The organism is Zhihengliuella halotolerans (genome assembly GCF_004217565.1).
GTDB lineage: Bacteria > Actinomycetota > Actinomycetes > Actinomycetales > Micrococcaceae > Zhihengliuella > Zhihengliuella halotolerans.
Genome location: NZ_SHLA01000001.1, coordinates 1,241,632 through 1,260,541 on the forward strand (window position 1 = coordinate 1,241,632; position 18,910 = coordinate 1,260,541).

Sequence of the window (18,910 nt, forward strand, 5' to 3'; positions counted from 1 at the left end):
GGCCACCTAGTTCCCCCTCCGGTTTCTTCTGCGTCAAGAATATCAGTCGACGCACGCCGGAGAGCTCGCCCTGTCGGCCTGCTAGAGGACCCCTGATTCCTTGAAACGCTTGGCGATTTCGGGGGCGAGGTTCTCCGCGTAGGTGTGCGAGATGTGACTCTTGTCGTAGTAGGTCACGATGCCGCCGATGAGGGCGTGGCAGGAGTCGTCCCGGCAGAAGAAGTCTTTCGTCTCGATGAAGTGGAACCGCTCATCGTCGATTCCCTCGGCGGCCGCTCGAAGATTCTGGGTCCGGGGGAATGACTTTTCTTCACTGAGGGAACAGAGCTCCACGTCGTCAGGGTTCTCGGCCACGCAGGTCGGCCCGTCGACCTCCCCTTGCTCGAGACGCGGGATCTCACCCAGCACGACAACGTCCTTGCCCCGGGCCATCCACGTTGACCAGGGTTCGATGAAGCCTTCCTTGGTCGGGTCCTCGAAGTCCTGTCCCGCCCCATTGACGTAGTCGCGGTCGGTCTGGTTCGCTCCCACGACCACGACGTCGATGGAGTCGTCGCCTGCGATCTTGTCGACGATCTGGCGGTTGGACTCGGTGCAGAGCTCGTTGAGCTCTTGGTCTCGCCCGTCCGCCTCAGCCGCGAGGTCGGCGACGTTCGGTGTGCATCCACTGCGTGTGTAGACCTCGAGTGCGATGTTCTCCTTGTGCGCCATGCTGTTCAAAGCCGGCAGCCACTGCGTCCCGTGGGAATCGCCGAACACGGCCATGACTTTATCCGCAGACTCCCGATCGACTCCGAGGCGGCAGTCAGGAAGGCCCTCGGCGTCCATTTCGGCCTGACAGTCCGGGAACGCGGGTTCCTTCGCCTGCTGCGCGACCACCTCGACAGCGGGGTTCGGATCTTTGTCGCCCGCAAGTGGGTCGCACTCTTCCGGGTTCAACATTGCTTGGTAGCCGTAGCAAGCGCTGGCGGTCGAGACCGCGTCGGACTGACGCACGGCGGATGCGCCGGTGGGCATCAGGAGAGCCAGCACGGTGATGAACGCCATGCCGGAGGCGGCCATGGTGTAGGTTCGCGGGCTACTGGCCAGCAGCCGGCTTCTTCGCCACGGGTCCTCGACTGTGATCTTGGAGGCCCAGGAGAGGAGGACGACGCCGGCGATCAGCACGATCTTGCCCTGCCAGGTTTCAGCGGCTTCCCACGCGTAGGGGGCCAGCAGCACTACCGGCCAGTGCCAGAGATATATCGCGTAGGAGAGATCTCCGCCGACCGTGGCCGGGCGGCGCGAGAGCCACCAGTAGATCCCACTGAAGCGCTCTCGACCGCCGCAGGCGAGCAGCGCAACCGTTCCGAGGACGGGGAGCAACGCTGTATACCCGGGGAACGGCGTCGCCGCCGAATACAGCACACCCGAGATCACGATCGCGGCGAAGCCCGCCCAGCCGATGAGATTCGCGAGCCGCCCGTGGTATTGCCGCCCCATGAGGGCAAGAGCCACCACCGCGCCGGCGACGAACTCCCAGATGCGGGTCGGCGTGACGAAGTAGGCCTGAGCCGGATCATAGGCGGTGAAGGCGATGGAGAAGACGAGCGAGGCCAGGCCGAGCAGCGCGAGCGCGGTGATCATGACGCGGCGCAGGCGATCCGGGCTGGGGCGTCCCCGCCGCGACACCAGCCAGTAGACGATGAAGAGCAACAGCGGCCAGAGCACGTAGAACTGCTCCTCGACCGAGAGGGTCCAGAAGTGCTGGACCGCTGTGGCGGCGTCGTCTTGGGCGGAGTAGTCGACGGCGTCCGAGGCGAGCAGCCAGTTCTGCACGTAGAACGCCGATCCCATGACCTGCCGGTACGTCGCCTGCCAGAGCGTCGCCGGGAGAAGGATCACCGCCGCGATGGACGTGAGGATCAGGACCAGGAAGCTCAGTGGCAACAAGCGCCGGATACGACGCGCCCAGAACTTTCCGAGGTTCACATGACCCTCGCGGACGATCTCCCGATAGAGGTGGGAGGTGATGAGGTAGCCGGAGATCACGAAGAAGATATCGACGCCAACGAATCCACCGGAGAGGTGCCACGGCCAGAAGTGGTAGAGGACCACCAAGGCGACTGCCAGAGTACGCAGACCCTGGATCTCAGGTTGAAATCCCGTAGTCAACCGAGTGTCCGCCGCGGAAAGCGTGCTCACCGACCAGTCTCCTTCTCCTCAGGAATATCCGACTGGGTGATGTTACCGGCCTGACCTGTGGATTCGGTGGATCGAATCTGATGGTAGAGGCGGCCGTACTTCCGCGCGTTCGCGATCCAGGTCCTGTCCTCGAGGGCCCATGTCCGTCCCGCCTGGCCGAGTTCGCGGGCGAGCTCGGGGTCGTCGAGCACGTGGGCCAGTTTCGCGGCCAGATCGTTGACGTCCTCGGAGGTGAAGAGCGCGCCGGTGACCCCGTCGTGCACGAGTTCGGCAAGTGCCGGCAGATCCGAGGCCACCACGGGCCGGGCGCTGGCCGATGCCTCGACGGGCTTGAGCGGGGTCACCCGCCGGGTGACCTCCAAGTCCTTGCGCGGGACGACGAACACGTCGAGCGCCTGGTGGTAGATGTGCGCCTGGCTGCGCGGCACTCGTCCCGGGAAGTCGACACGGTCGGACACGCCGAGGCGTTCAGCCTGACGCTTCAGCGACGGCAGCGCGACTCCGTCGCCGGCGATCAGGAGGCGGAGGCCGGGCCGGTCGGGCGCGATCAGAGCGAACGCGGCGACGAGGTCGTCGAGGCCCTCATAGGCCACGATGCTCGACACCGTGCCGATGTAGTTGCTTTCGGGGTTCAGGCCAAGGCGCATGCGGGCTTCGCGCTGGGAGCTCGGTTCGGTGAGGAAGGCCTCCCCGACCGCGTTCGGGCAGATTTCGATCCTGGCGGGATCGACGCCCTGGGCCACGAGCTCGTCCCGCATGGCGGCCCCGAGAGTGACGACGGCGTCCGCGGCCCGAGCGACCTCGGCCTCGCGCTCCTTGAACAGGGCGTAGCGTTCGGAGTCTTTGGCCGCCTCGCCGCGAGTCGAGGCCCAGGTGTCGGCCAGCTGGCCGCGCACCTCATAAACCCACTCGATGCCGTAGGCCTCGGCCACAGCCCGGACGACGAGCCCGTTCACGAAGTGCGTGGTCGTGTGCAGCACGGCCGGTCGGAAACGCTCCACCAGACGGGCCAACTCGACGGCCTGCTGCTGCAGCCGCGCGTCGAAGCCGTGAGCGAGCCGCTGCGGCAGGATGCGCTGGTAGGTGATCCCGTCGATCGTGTCCTGCTTCGCGGCGAGCGGCTTGCCCACCTGGACCGGGTATCCGAGCCGGGTCGCGGCCATCACGTCCCAGCCGGCGTCGCGCAGGGCGACGAGAATCGAGTGCGTGCGCTGGGCGTAGCCGCTGCCGGTGTGCGGCAGGGAGTTGGTGGCCAGGTGCAGGACGCGCTGCGGGAGCGGCGCGTACCCGGGCTGCGCGTCCAACCGCGGAGTCTCACCCGAAAAGGTGCGCAGTTCGGCGCGGTACCGCTCGCACAGGGTGGCCGCGCCGTCGTCGTACGCCTCCGTGGAGGTGAAAGGTTCGAGCAGGCCGACGGCCGCGGACATTTCACCACGGTGCCACGCCAGCCGGGCGCGAGCGGCGGCGATGGCGGCCGACGGCGGCAGGTCGGCGAGCAGGCCCTCAGCAAGGTCCGCGTGGCCCACGGCGGTGGCAATGTCGGCGAGGCGGCGGGCCTGCACGTGGCTCAGGCCGTGAGCGCGTGCCCGTTCGATGCGTTCGACGACGCCGTGGTCGTCGCCGCGGACGGCCGCGGCGACACCGCCAAGCACCGACGCGTCGTCGGTGCAGACGCGCCCGACGGCGCGGGCGAGCGCGTTGACCGGCCCGGCGGGCAGCCGGCGGGAGATCTGGAGCCCCAACACGACGGGGTCGTCGCCGAGATGCTCGCGGACCGTGCGCAGGGTCAGGCCGAGGTTCGAGGCCAGGTCCTTGGCGGTGGGGGTCATCCGTTGTTCCTCGTCTTCGCTCTTCTACGTCCGGGTGCCGAACTGTCGCCGGCGATCTCCTGCACCAGGTCGGCGAAGTCCTCGCCGAGCGGACCCAGGTTGCGGTGCCGTGCGACCCATTGCCGGCCTGCGTCTCCGACGCGCAGCCGCTCGGGCCGGGCGTGCAGGTCGCGCCAGAGCGCGGCGATTGCATCGGGGTCGGCGGGCACGACGTCGGCTCCCCCGGCCTCGGCGAGGATCTCGGCCGCCTCGCCGCGGACAACGGCGGTGATGTGCTTCCCGACGGCGAGCAGCTCATAGGTCTTCGAAGGGATGGTCCAGTCGAAGCTGGGCCAGTCGTCGCGCAACGAGACCACCGTGGTGTCGGCCCAGTCGTACTGGGCCAGGGTCTGCGCGTCGTGGGTCGCGTCCAGGAATTCGACGACGGCACCGGTGGCCCCCGCGTGTTCTAGCAGCGCCCGCTTCCGCGTGCCGGTTCCGACGAGCCGCAGGTGCACGTCAGTGCCGCACGCCCGTGCGGCGTCGATCAGAACCTCGAGGCCCTGGCTCTCGCCGTGGTTTCCAAGGTAGAGCACCCGCAGCGGGCGCTCGGGTGTCGCGGAGGACGGCTCGACCAGTGGCGGCATGCGGTTCTTCAGCACCCCGTTGGGAACAACCTCGACCCGGCGGGCCCCGCGCTCGCGCAGGAGCTCTGCGAATCCGCTGGTCACCGAGACCACGGCCTCGGCGCGGCGCTGAACGAATGCCACGACGGTCTCCATAACCCCGGGCTTGTCCGACGTGACGACCTCGGCATCGCGTGCCAGGTCCGGCCAGGCATCGCGCATGTCGACGATCAGGGGCCGGCGCCACAAGCGGGAGACGGCGTAGCCGGCGGCGATGTTCGGCAGGGCCGGGACCGTGACCACGACGACGTCGGCTCGGCCGGCCAGCAGCGCCCGCGGAACAGCCAGCACCGAGCTGGCGACGTTGGAGACGAGCTTGCTCAGGCGGGATTCGGTGTGTCGGACCAGCGGGACGCGCAGAATCCGCTCGCCGTGCCGGCCACTTTCGCGGCGCAGGGCGCGACCGTACTCCGAAGCCGTCACCTGCGCGGGGGTTCGCTCCGGGTGGGCCACGGGCACGACGACGTCCACGTCCCAGCCGCGCGCGCGGAACACGGAAACAAAGGCGTTCCATCGCCGCTGCGGGGCGGTGACCTCTGGATCGTAGGAGTGCGTCAGGAGCAGAACTTTCACGGGCTCTACTCTCCCACGCCGGTGCCGTCCTGCGCGGGTGCCTCGCTCGGTGGCGTCTCCGAGGCATCAGCGTCCGATTGCCCGCCGGTGATGGGGTTCCCGTAGGCATTCGTCCAGGAATCGTTCGCCAGGAAGCCCTCGAGGTCGTCTTCGGTCAGGGCCAGCCGGAGCGCCTCCATGGCCTCCGGGTCCTGGGTGATGATCTCGGCGTTGCCGATCTTGGACCCCGGGCCCGTCGGGATGGTGAAGAAATGCACGTCGTTGGCGCGGATGTTCTTGATCGATCCGACCAGACCGGCCATAGCGCTCGAGTCCAAGGTCTCGTCGACCGTGAGGTACCCGGAGAACTTGTCGACGATGTCGTAGATCCGTACGGGGTTGGAGAGCGTCTCGGCGTTCAGAAATCCGCGCATGACGGCCTTGATGAAGAGCTGCTGGTTCGCCACGCGCTGGAAGTCGCCCTCGAGGAAGGCCTTGCGCTCGCGCACGAAGCGCAGCGCGTCGTTGCCCTCGAGGTGGATCTCCCCCTCCTCGAAACACGTCGGGTTGGCATGTCCAGTGCAGAACTCGTTGGGGTTGTCCAGCGTGACTCCCCCGAGTGCCTCGGTCAACGAGCTGAAGCCCTCGAAGTCGACGGAGACGACGTTGTCGATGCGAACTCCGACCAGCTCCTCCATGGTGTCGACCACCAGCGGGTAGCCGCCCAGGTTCAGGGCTGCATTGACCTTGCGTTCGCCGTGGCCCGGGATCTCGACCCAGAGGTCGCGGACCATGGACATGACGTAGACGTCTTCGCGGTCCTCCGGGATGTGCACGATCATCATGGTGTCCGAGCGCTGACCGTCCTCGCCCTTGACGTCGGCGACGTCGTTGCCCTCGCCGCGGGAGTCGGTGCCGAGCAGCAGGATGTTCCGCGGCCCGTCGATCTCCTCGATCGGCCGGCTCGCGATACCGGCGTCGACCGTCTGGGTCTTGGTGTTGAACGTGTTCATCAGGCTGTACACGTAGCCCCCGGCAGCCACAGCGACGATGAGGACGACGGCGAGGCTGACGAAAAGCGCAACGCGACCGCGGTGGCGCCGGGGCACCGCCTGATGGCGCGGCGTGTACTCCACCGGCAGGTCGGAACGTGACAAGCTCGAGACTCCTAGGTGCTCGATGACGCAGGCCCGGGAGGAACGCGCGGCCGGCGAAGGCCTGCGCTGGTTCCCCTTGCCAGCATTCACCGGGTTAAAGCGAACCGTTCTACTCTAGACCTTTTTGCTGTGAGAACGCTGCAGGCGGGGTCGGCGCTGGCAGTTGGTGCAGCGGTAAGAGGATCGGCCCATGAAGGCCTCCCGGACCATCGGTCGGGCGCATCTCCGGCACGGCTGGCCCTCGCGGCCGTACGCCTGCAGCGAGCGGGCGAAGTAGCCGCTCTCGCCGTTGACGTTCACGTAGAGCGAGTCGAACGAGGTTCCGCCCTCGTCCAACGCGCGCTGCATGACCTCGATCAGCGCCTCCAGCAGGGCCTCGCTCTGCGGCCGGCGGAGGCGCGCGGCCGGCTTGTCGTAGTGTAGCCGCGCCTCCCAGAGGGCCTCGTCGGCGTAGATGTTGCCCACGCCGGAGATGACGCCCTGATCGAGGATCACCCGCTTGATCCCCGTCGTCCGCTCCCGGCCGCCGGGCAGGCGCGTCAACGCGCGGTGGAAGTCGGCCGGCGACCAGGCCGGGTCGAGCACGTCGCGGGCGATGTGCGCGGCGGCGGCGGGCAGCACCGGAAGCGCGGACCCGAACCCGCCCGGGCCCGCGTCGGATGTTGGGACGAGGTCCGCGACGTACATGCCGCCGAAGATGCGCTGGTCGACGAAGCGCAGTTCGTCCGGGGTCTCCTCTGACGGGCCGGGGCCGTCGAGGCGCAGACGGACCTTGAGGTGCTTGGGCTCGGGCAGGTAGGACGACTGCATGAGCAGCTGCCCGCTCATGCCGAGATGGGCGACGAGCGCGCGGCGCGGTACGGGCTCGGCTACTGAGACGGCGCAATCAACGGCCGTGGAGTCCGCAGCGGCGACGGGGCCGTCAGCAGTAGTGGCGCCTTCCGTGGATCCGGTTGCGCCGGCGAGCGGGAACCAGAGGAACTTGCCGCGGCGCACCGCGGCGAGGACCCGGGACCCGGTGAGCTCGGAGACGAAGGAGGCGACGCCGTCGTCGTGCCGGCGCAGCGAGCGCGCGTCGAGGACCGTGACCTCGTCGAGGCGGCGGCCGACGACCCAGCGTGCGAGTCCGCGCCGGACGACTTCGGCTTCGGGCAGTTCAGGCATGTGCGCGGCGGTTTCGGGCCGTCAGGCTCGCGCGGAATCCGCGGAGTCGGGGTTGAGCAGGCGCCAGCTCGAGGCGGCGGCCTCCTGCTCGGCCTCCTTCTTCGACGGGCCGGAGCCCGAGCCATACGAGGTGCCGCCGATCGTCAGGGTGGCGACGAAGACACGCGCGTGGTCGGGCCCGGAGCCCTCGACGACGTACTGGATCTGGCCCAGCTTGCGGGCCGCGGCGACCTCTTGGATCGCGGTCTTCCAGTCGGTGCCGGCGCCAAGCGTCTCGACCTCTTCGATCAGAGGCGCGATGAGGCGCAGCACCATCGCCTTGGCCGTCTCGATGCCGAGGCTGAGGAACGTGGCGCCGATGAGCGCCTCGGTGGTGTCCGCGAGGATCGAGGACTTGTCCGCCCCGTTGGTGAGCTTCTCACCCTGACCGAGGTAGACGAACTGGCCCAACTCGAGATCGCGGGCGACGCGGGCCAGGGCCCGGGTGCTCACGACGGCGGCCCGACGCTTGGCGAGGTCTCCCTCGGGCAGATCGGGGTAGCGCTCGTACAGGTACTCGGTCACGGTGAATCCCAGCACCGAGTCGCCGAGGAACTCAAGGCGCTCGTTGGTGGGGATGCCGCCGTGCTCGTACGCGTAGGAGCGGTGCGTGAGGGCAAGACGAAGCGTCTCGGAGTCGATGTCGACTCCGAGACGCTTCAACAGGTCTTCTGATGCTGGCATCAGACGTATTTAGACGTCTGCTACCTTGCGGCCCTTGTACTCAAGGAACAGCTCGGTGCCGGCAGAATCGGTCACGACCTTGGCCTGGTGCGGCAGGCTGTAGGTCACGCGGCCGTTCTCGACGGTCTTGACCAGGTTCGGCGCAGTGGCCTTCCACTGGGAACGGCGTGCGCGGGTATTGGCGCGAGACATTTTCCGCTTCGGAACAGCCACGGCTAACTCTCTTCTCTCTCGACTGAATTCTTACTCTGATCCGCCGTGTCGGCGGTGGTGCCAAGCAGCCCGCCAAGGGCTGCCCAGCGAGGATCAAGGACCTCGTGTTGGTGGTCCGGATCCTCATCAAGGCGTATCCCACATTCAGGGCAGAGGCCTTCACAGTCTTCCCGGCACACCGGCTGGAACGGCAGTGCGGTCACCACAGCGTTCCGCAGCAATGGCTCCAAGTCGACGAAATCGTCCTGGACCATGTACTGCTCTGCTTCTTCATCCTCCGACGCCTTGGCGGCGTCGTAGTAGAAAAGCTCTTGAAAGTCGGCCGTCAGCTCGTACTCAATGGGCTCCAGGCACCGTCCGCATTCGCCGTTGATCTCGACGAACGCCTCTCCGGTGACCAGAACACCTTCGTGTACGGCCTCGAAACGCAGCTCGAGATCGACTTCCGATCCCTCTGCCGCGCCGATCAGTGCCACACCCAGCTCCGCTGGTGCGGCGATCGTGTCCTCGACCGTCCTCATACTCCCCGGGCTGCGCCCGAGGTCCTTGACCGAGAAGGTCAACGGCGAGCTGCGATCGACTCCGTGTGACGACGGGTGATCATTTCGCGTGTCGCTGATGAGAACTCCTGTAGAACATAGACCGACATTACATCTTAGCCGCTATCGGCCTGCGGCCCAAACCGGGCCGACACGGCGCGTCGGGCTCCAGCCATTCTTTCACGGCCGGCGGCGGGCACGCGCGCTGCAACGGCACGGCACCATGTGAGCTACAGCTCCTTTGCGAACTCCTTGAGCCACGGCTTCAGGCCGGAACCGAGGTCCTCGCGCGCGCAGGCCAGTTCGACGACGGCCTTGAGGTAGCTGAGCTTGTCGCCGGTGTCGTAGCGCCGCCCGGTGAACTTCACCGCGTAGACCCCTCCGCCGGGGGTCGTGTCCTGCGCCAAGGTCTCGAGAGCGTCGGTGAGCTGAATCTCCCCGCCGCGGCCGGGACCGGTCTGCTCGAGGACCTCGAAGACCTTCGGCGAGAGCACGTAGCGGCCGATGATCGCGAGGTTCGACGGCGCGTCCTCTGGGGCCGGCTTCTCGACGAGCCCGTTGACCTTGACGTAGTCCTCACCATCGATCTCCGTGACGTCGGCGCAGCCATACGCGCTGATCGACTCGGGCTCGACCTCCATCAGGGCGACGACAGAGCCGCCCGTGGCGATCTGGACCTTCATCATCTCCTCGAGCAGCGACTCCTGCTCGCCGATCAGGTCGTCGCCGAGCAGAACCGCGAAGGCCTCGTCGCCGACGTGGCGCTTGGCGCAGAGCACGGCGTGGCCGAGACCCTGCGGGTCGATCTGGCGCACGAAGTGGATGTCGCCGAGCGCGGTAGCCTCGTTCACGAGGGCCAGCTTCTCGTCGTCTCCCTTGGCCGCGAGAGACGCCTCAAGACCGGGAACCCGGTCGAAGTGATCCTCGAGTGCTCGCTTGGACCGGCCCGTGATCATCAGGACGTCCTGCAGCCCCGCCCGCACGGCCTCGGCCACGACGTACTGGATCGCGGGGCGGTCGACGACCGGCAGCATCTCCTTCGGCATCGCCTTGGTCGCTGGCAGGAAGCGTGTTCCGAGTCCTGCCGCGGGGATGACGGCCTTGGTAATCTGTCGGTTTTCGGTCATTCTGCGTGTCCTTCCGTCTACTGCGTGAATCGTTGCGTCGCGGGGGCCGCCTGGCCCCGTCGTGAAGTTCAGTGGGTTGAGTTCAAGCGGTTCAGCACGGCCCGCGGAACATAGTCCGAGATGTCCCCGCCCAGGGAGTGGACTTCCTTGATGAGCGTCGAGGAGACGTGAGTGTACTGGTTGTCGGCCAGCAGGAACACCGTTTCCACGCCCGTCAGGTGCCGGTTCATGGCGGCCATAGGGGCCTCGTACTGGTAGTCCGTGACGTTCCGCAGGCCCTTGACAATGGCGTTGGCCCCGGCATCGCGGCAGAACTCGGCCAGCAGCCCGTCGCCCATCGGCTTGACGCTGATCCCGGCGAGCGAGGAGAGCGTCTGCTGCGCGATCTCGATGCGCTCCGACTCCGCGAAACGATACGTCTTCGCGTAGTTCGTCGACACGGCCACGATGACCTCGTCGAAGAGCGCCGTGGCGCGCGCGATGATCTCGATGTGGCCTTTGTGGATCGGGTCGAAGGACCCGGGACAGACTGCGCGTCTCATAACTGAAGAATCTACCCGAGATTCGTTGCGGACGTGTTGCCCGACACCCAGCGGTACAGGCGCGCACCGCGGCTGTAGTACAGGTCGCCGCCCGGACTCCGGTGCAGATTCGTGCCTTCGGCCAGGAGCTCGTGCGCGAGGGTCGCCTTGTCGACGCGGAAGACCTCCCCGCCGGCGCAGCCCACGAGGTGGTCGCCTCCGTCGTGCAGCTGCCGCCCCGTGACGTACCCGCCCGTGTCGCGGCCGATTCTGTACCGGCGCACGAGCATGATCGTCATCGTGACCGGGTCGAGCTGGAAGAGCGTGTTGCGCGTCCACCCCCAGACCAGCCCGGAGGCGTCGGTGGCGAGCGCGGAGACGTTGGGCTCCCCCGGCACCGCGACCGTGCTGGCGACGACCTCGCGCGAGACGAGGTCGAGTTTGAGCACGCGGCCGTCCTCCTCGCTCGGGGCGGCGCCGAGGCCCGCGGCGGAGCCGGTGCCGACGAGAATCACGCGGTCAGACTCGAACGGCGCCAGGCACAGCGGAGACTGGCCCGGCACGAGCCCGCGGAACGTGCGCTGGCGTTCGAAGTCCGGGCTGACGACAACCACCGCCCCGTCGATCTGCCCGTAGTCCGGGGTCGTCGCGACGACGAGGCGCGTGCGCAGGTCGAGGATGTCCACCGGGCGGTCCTGGTCCTGGTCCGGTGCCAGGACGACGACGTCGCCGTCAGCCTCCTCACCGGAGGTCCCAGCGGTCGGACCGTCCGCACCGTCGCGCAGCCGCCGCAGCCGCGCACCCGGGTAGGAGCCGACGACGACGTCCCCGCCGGACGTGCCGAAGCTCTCGACCTGGCCGCTCGAGGCCAGATGGGTGAATTCGGCGCCGCCAGGTGCGAAGTCCGCGGCGAGGTCACCGCCGTCGTACCGGGCGACGCGGTCGATGGTCGCCATCGCGGAGGCGAGGACGCCGCCGTCCGGTGTTGCGCCCACGGAACGGATCAGGAGGGCGCCGGGTGCGACGTCGCCGTCGACCAGTTCCGTCTCCGCCGATCGCGGGTTCCAGAGGTGCATTCGTCCGGAGGCGTTGGTCGTGACGAGCACGCGGTCCCCCGCGGCGTTGGGGACCCAACCGTGGCCGCGGAACGCCGAGACCGAGTGGTCGGGACGGGCGGGTTCCTCCATTCGCGTCGGGTCGAGGTGGCGCAGCTCCTGGTCGAGCCCGGCGTAGTAGAACCCGGCGCTCTCGTCGCGGGCGTAGGAGACGGCGAGCCCGGGGGCGGCGTCGTCGAGGGTGAGGACCCACTCGTCCTTGTTCAGGTCCCGCACGTAGAGCCGGTTCTCGGGGTCTACCCGGGCGCAGAGGTGACCGCTCCAGTAGGCCAGGTCGTAGACGAAGGAGCGCACGTCCCCGCCGGCGGCGGGTGGCAGGTCGATGCGCTGTGGCTCGCCGCCGTCGAGCGAGAACTCGTAGATCGCCGGGTCGTTGGTGCCGGTCCCGACGAAGACCTTCGCCCCCGCGCGGGCGAGGCCGATCGAGTAGGCGTTGCCGGAACCGAACGGGCCGAAGGAGGCCCACGTGTCGGTGGCGGGCGTGTAACGGTAGACGAGGCCGTCGCCGTAGGAGGTCATGAGGAACCCGCCGTCGCCGTCGGGGATGGCCCGCTCGAAGAAGGGGCCGTCATCGGGGACGTTGTCCACCGAGCGGTGGGTCAGCGTCGCGAGGTCGACGACGTAAACGCGCCCGTCGGTGGTGCCGACGACGCCCGTGTGCGTCGCGGCGTCGATCGCGAGGGCCCACGCGGCGGCCCGCCGCTCGTCGTCGTCGCCTAGGGGCAGATCGGCCAGGCGCTGCCCGTCGGCGACGCGGACGACGCTGAGGCGTCCGGGGCTGCCGCTGGCCACCATGAGGGCCACCCCGGTGCCGTCGGGCAGGGGACCGAAAGCGCCGACCGGGACCAGGACGCGGTGCAGCGGCTCGCCAAGCAGGACCTCGCCCGTGAACCGCGGGGGCACAGGCTCCACGGGGACCGGCTGCGGGGCCGCCCCGGGGCCTGAGGCTGGCTCGGGCGCCAGCGTCAGCAGGGCCGACGTCGCGGCGGTCGCCACGGCGGCGGACAACACCCGTCGGCGGCTGGGAAGGCGGCCCGCGGCGGGCGCTGTGTGCAACTCGTTCATACCGTGCCTAAGCTTCTCACGTAGCGCATCGCCCGAACCCGTCGGGCGCGCGCCGCTTGCCTGACCGTTGACTGAGAAGGAATGCCCCGTGACCCAGCAGAGCCTCCCGCACACCCCGGCACCGTGGCGGCGGGCGGCCGCCGGTGCAAACCTGCTCGGCGCCGACGGTGTAAGCAAGCCAACGGTCTTCGAGGAGCTCACCGCACTCGCCAACCAGCACGGCGCGATCAACCTGGGGCAGGGTTTTCCGGACACGGACGGCCCGGAGCACTTGAAGGAGATCGCCGCGGGCTCCATCCGGGCCGGGTTCGACGACGGCGGGCTCAACCAGTACGCCCCGGGCCTCGGGCTGCCCGCGCTGCGCGCGGCGATCGCCGAGCACCAGCGGCGGTTCTACGGCCACGATCTCGACCCGGCCCGGAATGTCCTGGTCACCACGGGCGCCACGGAGGGCATCGCCGCGGCGATCATGGCCCTCGTCTCCCCCGGCGAGCGGGTCGTCACGCTTTCCCCGTTCTACGACTCGTACGCGGCCATGATCGGCCTCGCCGGGGCCGAGCACGTCACGGTGCCGCTGACCTGGCCGGATTTCGCGCCCGACGACGCCGACCTCGACGCCGCAATCGCACCCGGCACGCGACTCGTGGTCCTGAACACCCCGCACAACCCGACGGGCACCGCCCTCTCCCGCGCCACGCTCGAGCGCATCGTGGCCCGCGCGGGCGAGGTCGGCGCGCTGATCCTCAGCGACGAGGTGTACGAGCACCTCGTGTTCGACGGTCCCCACCTGCCCGTCGCCTCGATTCCCGGCGCCGCCGAGCGCACGCTCACCCTCGGCTCGGCCGGCAAGACGTTCTCGCTCACGGGCTGGAAGGTCGGCTGGGCGACGGGCCCGGCTGACCTCGTCACGGCCGTCCGGTCGGTCAAGCAGTTCCTCACCTACTCCTCCGGCGGGCCCTTCCAGGCCGCGGTCGCCGAGGGCCTGCGCTACGACGACTCGTTCTTCCGCGCCCAGGCGGAGCGCCTGAAGGCCGGCCGCGACGTGCTCGTCACGGCTCTGCGCGCCGCCGGCCTGCAGGTCTCGACCCCCGCGGCCGGATACTTCGCCATCGCGGACGTCGCACCGCTCGGTTTCAACGACGCCGCCGCCCTCGCCTACCGCCTGCCCGCCGAACTCGGGGTCGGTGCCATTCCGGTCAGCGCGTTCGTCCGCCCGCACGAGGCAGACCGCTACAAGTCGCTGCTGCGGTTCGCGTTCTGCAAACGGGAGCCCGTCCTGAACGACGCCGCCGCCCGCCTGCTGCGCCTGCCGGAGCTGGCCACGTGAAGGCGTCGATCTCCATGGCCTCCGGCACGGTCGCCCGCTTCGTGCCGGACCCGCTGGACGAGCGCTCGGTCATCCTGGAGGTCGACGGCGCCGAACAGTCGCACGTGCGCCTGGAGAAGCAGGAGGAGATCTTCTACGAGTACCTGCACCGGGCCGCGAACGTGATCGACGCGCACTTCGCGCCGGGGCGGCCGCTGCGGGCACTGCATCTGGGCGCCGGGGCGCTCACGCTGCCGCGCCGGCTCGCCGTGACCCGGCCGGGCAGTGAGCAGGTGGTCGTCGACATCGAGCGGGAGCTCATCGGCTTCGTCCTCAAGCACGTACCGCTGCCCGACGGCGCCCACGTTCACCAGGTCGTCGCGGACGCGCGCGAGCACGTGCAGGCCCTGCTCGAGGCGGGCGGGCCGCGGGAGCTCTTCGACGTCGTCGTCCTGGACATCTTCACCGGGCCGGATTCGCCGGAGCACCTGGCCGACGGCGGGTTCTATCGCGAGATGGCGCGGTTGCTCGGCGGCGATGGCCTGCTGATCGTCAATCTGGGCGATGACGAGGGCATGCGTTTCGCGCGCGAGCAGCTGCGCGTGCTCCAGGGCGTCTTCGCGGACGTGCTCGCCACCGGCACCTCGGAGCTGTTCACGACCCGGTACGCCGGGAACATTGTCGCGGCCGCCGCGCGCACGCCGTTTCCGGGCTCGCTGTGCGAGGCCGTCACGGCCGCCGGCCCGCACCCGGGAACGACGCTGGCCGGGACGGACCTCGACGGATTCGCCGCTCAGTCCCCCGGCTCGGCGTAGTGGATCCGGGTCTCCCCGTACTTCTTGTCCGAGATCGGGGCCAGCCCGGCGGGCCAGCTCGGCTCGGGTGAGCGGCTCGAGCGCTCGATGACGACGACGGCGCCCGGGCGCAGCCGCCCGGCAATGACCTCGAGCACATGGGCCAGCTCGTCCTCCCCCATCGGGTAGGGCGGATCGAGGAAGACGAGGTCCCACTCGCCGTCCACGCCCGAGAGGACGGCGGGAGCTTTGCCCTTGAGTACCCGGATGGCGTCGGGCCGGCCGATCGCCTTGCCGACCCGTTTGGCGTTGGTCTGCGAGACCTTGACGGCGGCAGTACCGGCGTCGACCAGCAGCGCCTGGTGCGCCCCACGGCTCATGGCCTCGAGCCCGAGCGCGCCGCTGCCGGCGAAGAGGTCCAGAACGCTGGCCCCGGCGAACGCGTCCCAGTGCTCGAGCCGGGAGAAGACGGACTCCTTGACCCGGTCGGTCGTGGGGCGGGTGGCGTCGCCGGCGACGTTGCTCAGCGTGAGGCCGCCGGCGGCGCCGGCGATGATGCGGCTCATGGGGGTGTGACTCCTCGGTCGAAAGTGTGCGGCGCGGGGTTCAGGCGCGTTCGAGGTATTCCTTGCTCTCCTCGTCCATGGCGGCGATCGTCTGCCGCAGGACGGGTTCGCCGGCCAGTTGCGGATCCCGCAGCACGAGTTCGAACGCGGCCTGGCGGGCCCGGGCGATGAGGTCGCGGTCGTGCACGACCCGCAGCAGCGACAGGCTGCTGGCCCCGCCGCTCTGGGCGGCCCCGAGGATGTCGCCCTCCTTGCGCGTCTCGACGTCGTATTCGCTGAGCTCGAGGCCGTCCGTCGTGCTTGCCACCTTGGCCAGGCGCTCGACGGAGGGGTGTCCCTCCGGCAGGGACGTGACGAGCAGGCACAGGCTGTCGTGGCCGCCGCGGCCGATGCGGCCGCGCAGCTGGTGCAGTTGCGCGACGCCGAAGCGGTCGGCGTCGAGCACGATCATCAGGGTCGCGTTGGGCACGTCGACGCCGACCTCGATGACGGTCGTCGCGACGAGCAGGTCGATCTCGCCGGCGGCGAAGGCGAGCATCGTCGCCTCCTTGTCCTCGCTGTGCATGCCGCCGTGCAGCTTGGCCGTGCGGGTCGCGGCGAGGTGCGGCTGCGATTGCAGGTACGCGAAGGTGCTCTCGACGGAGGCGCGCGGCGGAGCGTCCGGGTCCGCCACGGCGGGTTCGTCGATGAGCGGGCACACCACGAAGACCTGGCGGCCGGCGTCGATCTCCTCGCGCGCCCGTTCCCAGATCCGCTGCTCCCAGCCCGGGTGGCTGTCGAGGGCGACGACGTGGGAGGCGATGGGGCGGCGCCCGGCGGGCAGCTCGGTCAGCGAGGAGACGGCCAGGTCCCCGAAGCTCGTCATCGCGACCGTGCGCGGGATCGGCGTCGCGGTCATGATCAGCACGTGCGGGGCCGTTGCCGCTCGCTGGCGCAGCGCGTCGCGCTGCTCGACGCCGAAGCGGTGCTGCTCGTCGACGACGATCATGCCGAGCTCAGCGAAGCTGACGTTCTCGGAGAGGAGCGCGTGGGTGCCGACGACGAGGTCCACCTCGCCGGAGGCCAGCCCCAGCAGGACCTTCTTCTTGGCGGACTGCGGCATCGATCCCGTCAGCAGCTCGACCCGGATGGCCTGCGGGTCCGAGCCCAGCGTGCCGGCGCCGGCGAGGTCGCCGAGCAGGGCGTTGATGGAGCGGAAGTGCTGCTCGGCGAGGACCTCGGTCGGTGCGAGGAACGCCGTCTGCGCGCCGGAGTCGACGACCTGCAGCAGCGCGCGGAGAGCCACGACGGTCTTGCCCGAGCCGACCTCGCCCTGAAGCAGGCGGTTCATGGGCTTGGTCGCCGCCAGTTCGGCTGCGATCACCTCCCCCGTCTCACGCTGGCCGGCGGTCAACTCGAAAGGCAGGCGCGCATCGAAGGCGTCGCGGACGCCGTCGGGCCGGCCGGGGCGTGCCGTGGCCGGTTCAGCCTGATGCGCCGCGCGCCGGGTGGCGAGCACCGTCTGCAGGAGGAAGGCCTCCTCGTACTTGAAGCGGCGGCGGGCCCGGTAGGCGTCCTTGACCTCCTCGGGGGCGTGGATCGCCTGAAGCGCCTCCCCGTAGGTCATGAGCGACTCGGCGCGGCGCAGCGGTTCGGGCAGGGGGTCGGGCAGCACGGGAGGCAGCCCGGCGGAGAGGATCTTGCGGATGCTGTGGCGGACGTGCTCGCTCGTGACCTTCTTCGTGGCCGGGTAGACCGGGACCGGGCGCACGTCGACGGTGCCGTCGGGGGCGTCGTCGTCGGAGAGGATCTCGAAGTCCGGGTGGCTCAGGCTGCGCTTCTCGCGGTAGACGGAGACCGTGCCGGAGACCAGCAGCCGGGTGCCGCGGGTGACTCGCTCGAGGGAGCGGTTGTTGAAGAAGGAGACGGTGATGACGTCGCCGGCGTCGTCCGGGTCGGCGGAGAGCTCGAACTCGTAGATCTTGCCGCGCCGGCTGCGCATGTAGCGGCTGTGGGCCCCGACGACGTACCCGACGAGGGTCACGGTCTCCCCCGGGGCCGCCGTCGCGATATCCGCGAGCGCTCCGCGTTCGGCGTAGCGGCGGGGGAAGTACGTGAGGAGTTCGCCGACGGTGGTGCAGCCGAGGACGTCGGCCATCGCGGCGGCGGTCTTCGCTGCGAGGATCTGCTCAAGCGGGCTCTCGAGAACCCGGGCCGCGGCCTCCAGCTGCTCGGTCGCCATGGACTCAGGCGCAGGATTCGGAGGCGCTCAGCGTGGTCACACTGACGTTCTCCGGAGATCCGTACGTGCGGAGCAGCGACAGGGTGGTCTCCTGCTCGGGCACGTGAACGTGGATGCGCCAGCGGGCTTCGTCGTCTTCTCCTCCGGGCAGGGCGCTGATGATCACGGACTCGCCGACGTCGTCGAGCTGGGCGCGCAGCAGGGCCGCGTCGAGGGGACTCAGGCTCATGCTGCACATGACCTCGACGCCCTCTTCGGCTGGGACCGTGCGGTGCACGTGCGGGTCCTGGATGCCGTAGCCGGGGAATCCGTCGAGGACTTCCTCCGCGACGTCGGTCCCGGCGATGGCGGCCTTCATGGCCTCGAGGACGAGGAGGAACCCGACGGCGCCTGCGTCCACCACGTGGGCTGCGGCCAGGGTGTCAAGTTCGGCCTCCGACTGCGCGACGGCGATTCTGGTGGCCTCGATGCTGTTCTCGAGCCCGCGCAGCAGGGCGGCACGGGACTGCGGTTCGGCGCTGACCTCGGCCTCCTGCAGGGAGGCGAAGACGGCCTCGCTCGCGGCCGACATGGCGGTGAGCATCGTCCCACGCACCGGGTCCGTCAGGGCGGACCAGCTACGCAGCTGGCCGCGATCCAGCGATTCGGCCAGCAGGGAGAGGTTCAGCCGGGGTTGGCCGATGAGGGGTTCGGCGAAGCCGACGAGGAAAACGGAGAAGAGGGTGCCGGAGTTACCGCGGGCGTCTTCTAGGGCGGCCTCAGCGGCGGCGGAGAGGACAAGACCGACATCCGAGTCGTTGTCGATGTCATGCGCGGCCTGGGCGGCGACCTTGACGGTCTCATAGAGGTTCGTCCCGGTATCGCCGTCGGCGACGGGAAAGACGTTGATCGCGTCGAGGCGGTCGCTGTGGTTGGCGAGAACCGTTTCGGCCTGCTTCAACCACGCTTTCGCACCTGGCACGCCAGTGGCGAGTTTCTGCTGCACGTCCATACCCATTCGATCCAATATCAGCCGACCATGGCCGCCGTCGTTCGCGATGGACAACGGCGTCGTCGCCTCGGTCGTCGCGGTGGTTCCACCGCTGACTCTGCTTCATCCAGACTATCGCATCGGCGTCTCCGAGACCGTGCTCCGGACACGCGTGGGCGGGCGCCGATTCCGGCCGGAG

16 protein-coding genes are annotated in these 18,910 nt (G+C 69.2%); 2 read left to right on the top strand and 14 right to left on the bottom strand.

All coding sequences use genetic code 11. From position 1 onward, the window contains the following. Positions 1-81 precede the first annotated feature (81 nt). From EV380_RS05580 to EV380_RS05630, 11 genes are all read right to left on the bottom strand, one after another. On the bottom strand, positions 82-2,184 hold the full coding sequence (locus EV380_RS05580; protein ID WP_130449896.1) for an acyltransferase family protein: 2,103 nt from the start codon (positions 2,182-2,184) through the stop codon (positions 82-84). Then, positions 2,181-4,013 carry a glycosyltransferase family 4 protein gene (locus tag EV380_RS05585; protein ID WP_130449898.1) on the bottom strand — a complete coding sequence of 611 codons (1,833 nt, stop codon included), beginning with the start codon at positions 4,011-4,013 and terminating at the stop codon, positions 2,181-2,183. Before EV380_RS05585 ends, EV380_RS05580 begins: the two co-directional genes overlap by 4 nt. After that, a complete protein-coding gene (locus EV380_RS05590; RefSeq protein WP_242607515.1) occupies positions 4,010-5,251 on the bottom strand; it encodes a glycosyltransferase family 4 protein in 1,242 nt (413 codons plus the stop codon). Before EV380_RS05590 ends, EV380_RS05585 begins: the two co-directional genes overlap by 4 nt. 5 nt (positions 5,252-5,256) lie before the next feature. Then, positions 5,257-6,387: an LCP family protein gene (locus EV380_RS05595; protein ID WP_130449900.1), complete on the bottom strand. Its 1,131-nt coding sequence runs from the start codon at positions 6,385-6,387 to the stop codon at positions 5,257-5,259. A gap of 114 nt (positions 6,388-6,501) precedes the next feature. Beyond that, a complete protein-coding gene (gene mutM, locus EV380_RS05600; protein ID WP_130449902.1) occupies positions 6,502-7,551 on the bottom strand; it encodes a bifunctional DNA-formamidopyrimidine glycosylase/DNA-(apurinic or apyrimidinic site) lyase in 1,050 nt (349 codons plus the stop codon). 21 nt (positions 7,552-7,572) lie between these two features. After that, positions 7,573-8,274, bottom strand: a complete 702-nt coding sequence (gene rnc / locus EV380_RS05605; RefSeq protein ID WP_130449904.1) for a ribonuclease III — start codon at positions 8,272-8,274, stop codon at positions 7,573-7,575. Between the two features lie 9 nt (positions 8,275-8,283). Continuing rightward, positions 8,284-8,487 (bottom strand): 50S ribosomal protein L32, encoded by a 204-nt coding sequence (rpmF, locus tag EV380_RS05610; protein ID WP_013348816.1) that lies wholly within the window; start codon positions 8,485-8,487, stop codon positions 8,284-8,286. Between the two features lie 2 nt (positions 8,488-8,489). Further along, a complete protein-coding gene (locus tag EV380_RS05615) occupies positions 8,490-9,050 on the bottom strand; it encodes a YceD family protein (protein ID WP_102158998.1) in 561 nt (186 codons plus the stop codon). 206 nt (positions 9,051-9,256) lie between these two features. Next, positions 9,257-10,153, bottom strand: coding sequence for a UTP--glucose-1-phosphate uridylyltransferase GalU (galU, locus tag EV380_RS05620; RefSeq protein WP_130449906.1), 897 nt, complete (start codon positions 10,151-10,153; stop codon positions 9,257-9,259). A 68-nt stretch (positions 10,154-10,221) separates the two neighbouring features. After that, positions 10,222-10,695: a pantetheine-phosphate adenylyltransferase gene (coaD, locus tag EV380_RS05625; RefSeq protein ID WP_102158996.1), complete on the bottom strand. Its 474-nt coding sequence runs from the start codon at positions 10,693-10,695 to the stop codon at positions 10,222-10,224. A gap of 11 nt (positions 10,696-10,706) precedes the next feature. Continuing rightward, positions 10,707-12,854, bottom strand: coding sequence for a hypothetical protein (locus EV380_RS05630; protein ID WP_130449908.1), 2,148 nt, complete (start codon positions 12,852-12,854; stop codon positions 10,707-10,709). 88 nt (positions 12,855-12,942) lie between these two features. Here EV380_RS05630 and EV380_RS05635 point away from each other — a divergent pair, with 88 nt between their 5' ends. Together EV380_RS05635 and EV380_RS05640 are read left to right on the top strand one after the other, a co-directional pair. Next, on the top strand, positions 12,943-14,181 hold the full coding sequence (locus EV380_RS05635; protein WP_207219327.1) for an aminotransferase class I/II-fold pyridoxal phosphate-dependent enzyme: 1,239 nt from the start codon (positions 12,943-12,945) through the stop codon (positions 14,179-14,181). 14 nt (positions 14,182-14,195) lie between these two features. Further along, positions 14,196-14,975, top strand: a complete 780-nt coding sequence (locus EV380_RS05640; RefSeq protein WP_130449912.1) for a spermidine synthase — start codon at positions 14,196-14,198, stop codon at positions 14,973-14,975. Here the strand turns inward: EV380_RS05640 and rsmD are convergent. From rsmD to EV380_RS05655, 3 genes are read right to left on the bottom strand one after another with little or no spacing between them, the layout of a single operon-like run. Further along, positions 14,954-15,520 carry a 16S rRNA (guanine(966)-N(2))-methyltransferase RsmD gene (gene rsmD / locus EV380_RS05645; protein ID WP_130449914.1) on the bottom strand — a complete coding sequence of 189 codons (567 nt, stop codon included), beginning with the start codon at positions 15,518-15,520 and terminating at the stop codon, positions 14,954-14,956. The genes EV380_RS05640 and rsmD overlap by 22 nt on opposite strands. Before the next feature lie 40 nt (positions 15,521-15,560). Beyond that, positions 15,561-17,741, bottom strand: a complete 2,181-nt coding sequence (locus EV380_RS05650) for an ATP-dependent DNA helicase RecG (RefSeq protein ID WP_130449916.1) — start codon at positions 17,739-17,741, stop codon at positions 15,561-15,563. Between the two features lie 4 nt (positions 17,742-17,745). Beyond that, positions 17,746-18,738 carry a DAK2 domain-containing protein gene (locus EV380_RS05655; protein WP_242607516.1) on the bottom strand — a complete coding sequence of 331 codons (993 nt, stop codon included), beginning with the start codon at positions 18,736-18,738 and terminating at the stop codon, positions 17,746-17,748. Between the last annotated feature and the right edge of the window lie 172 nt (positions 18,739-18,910).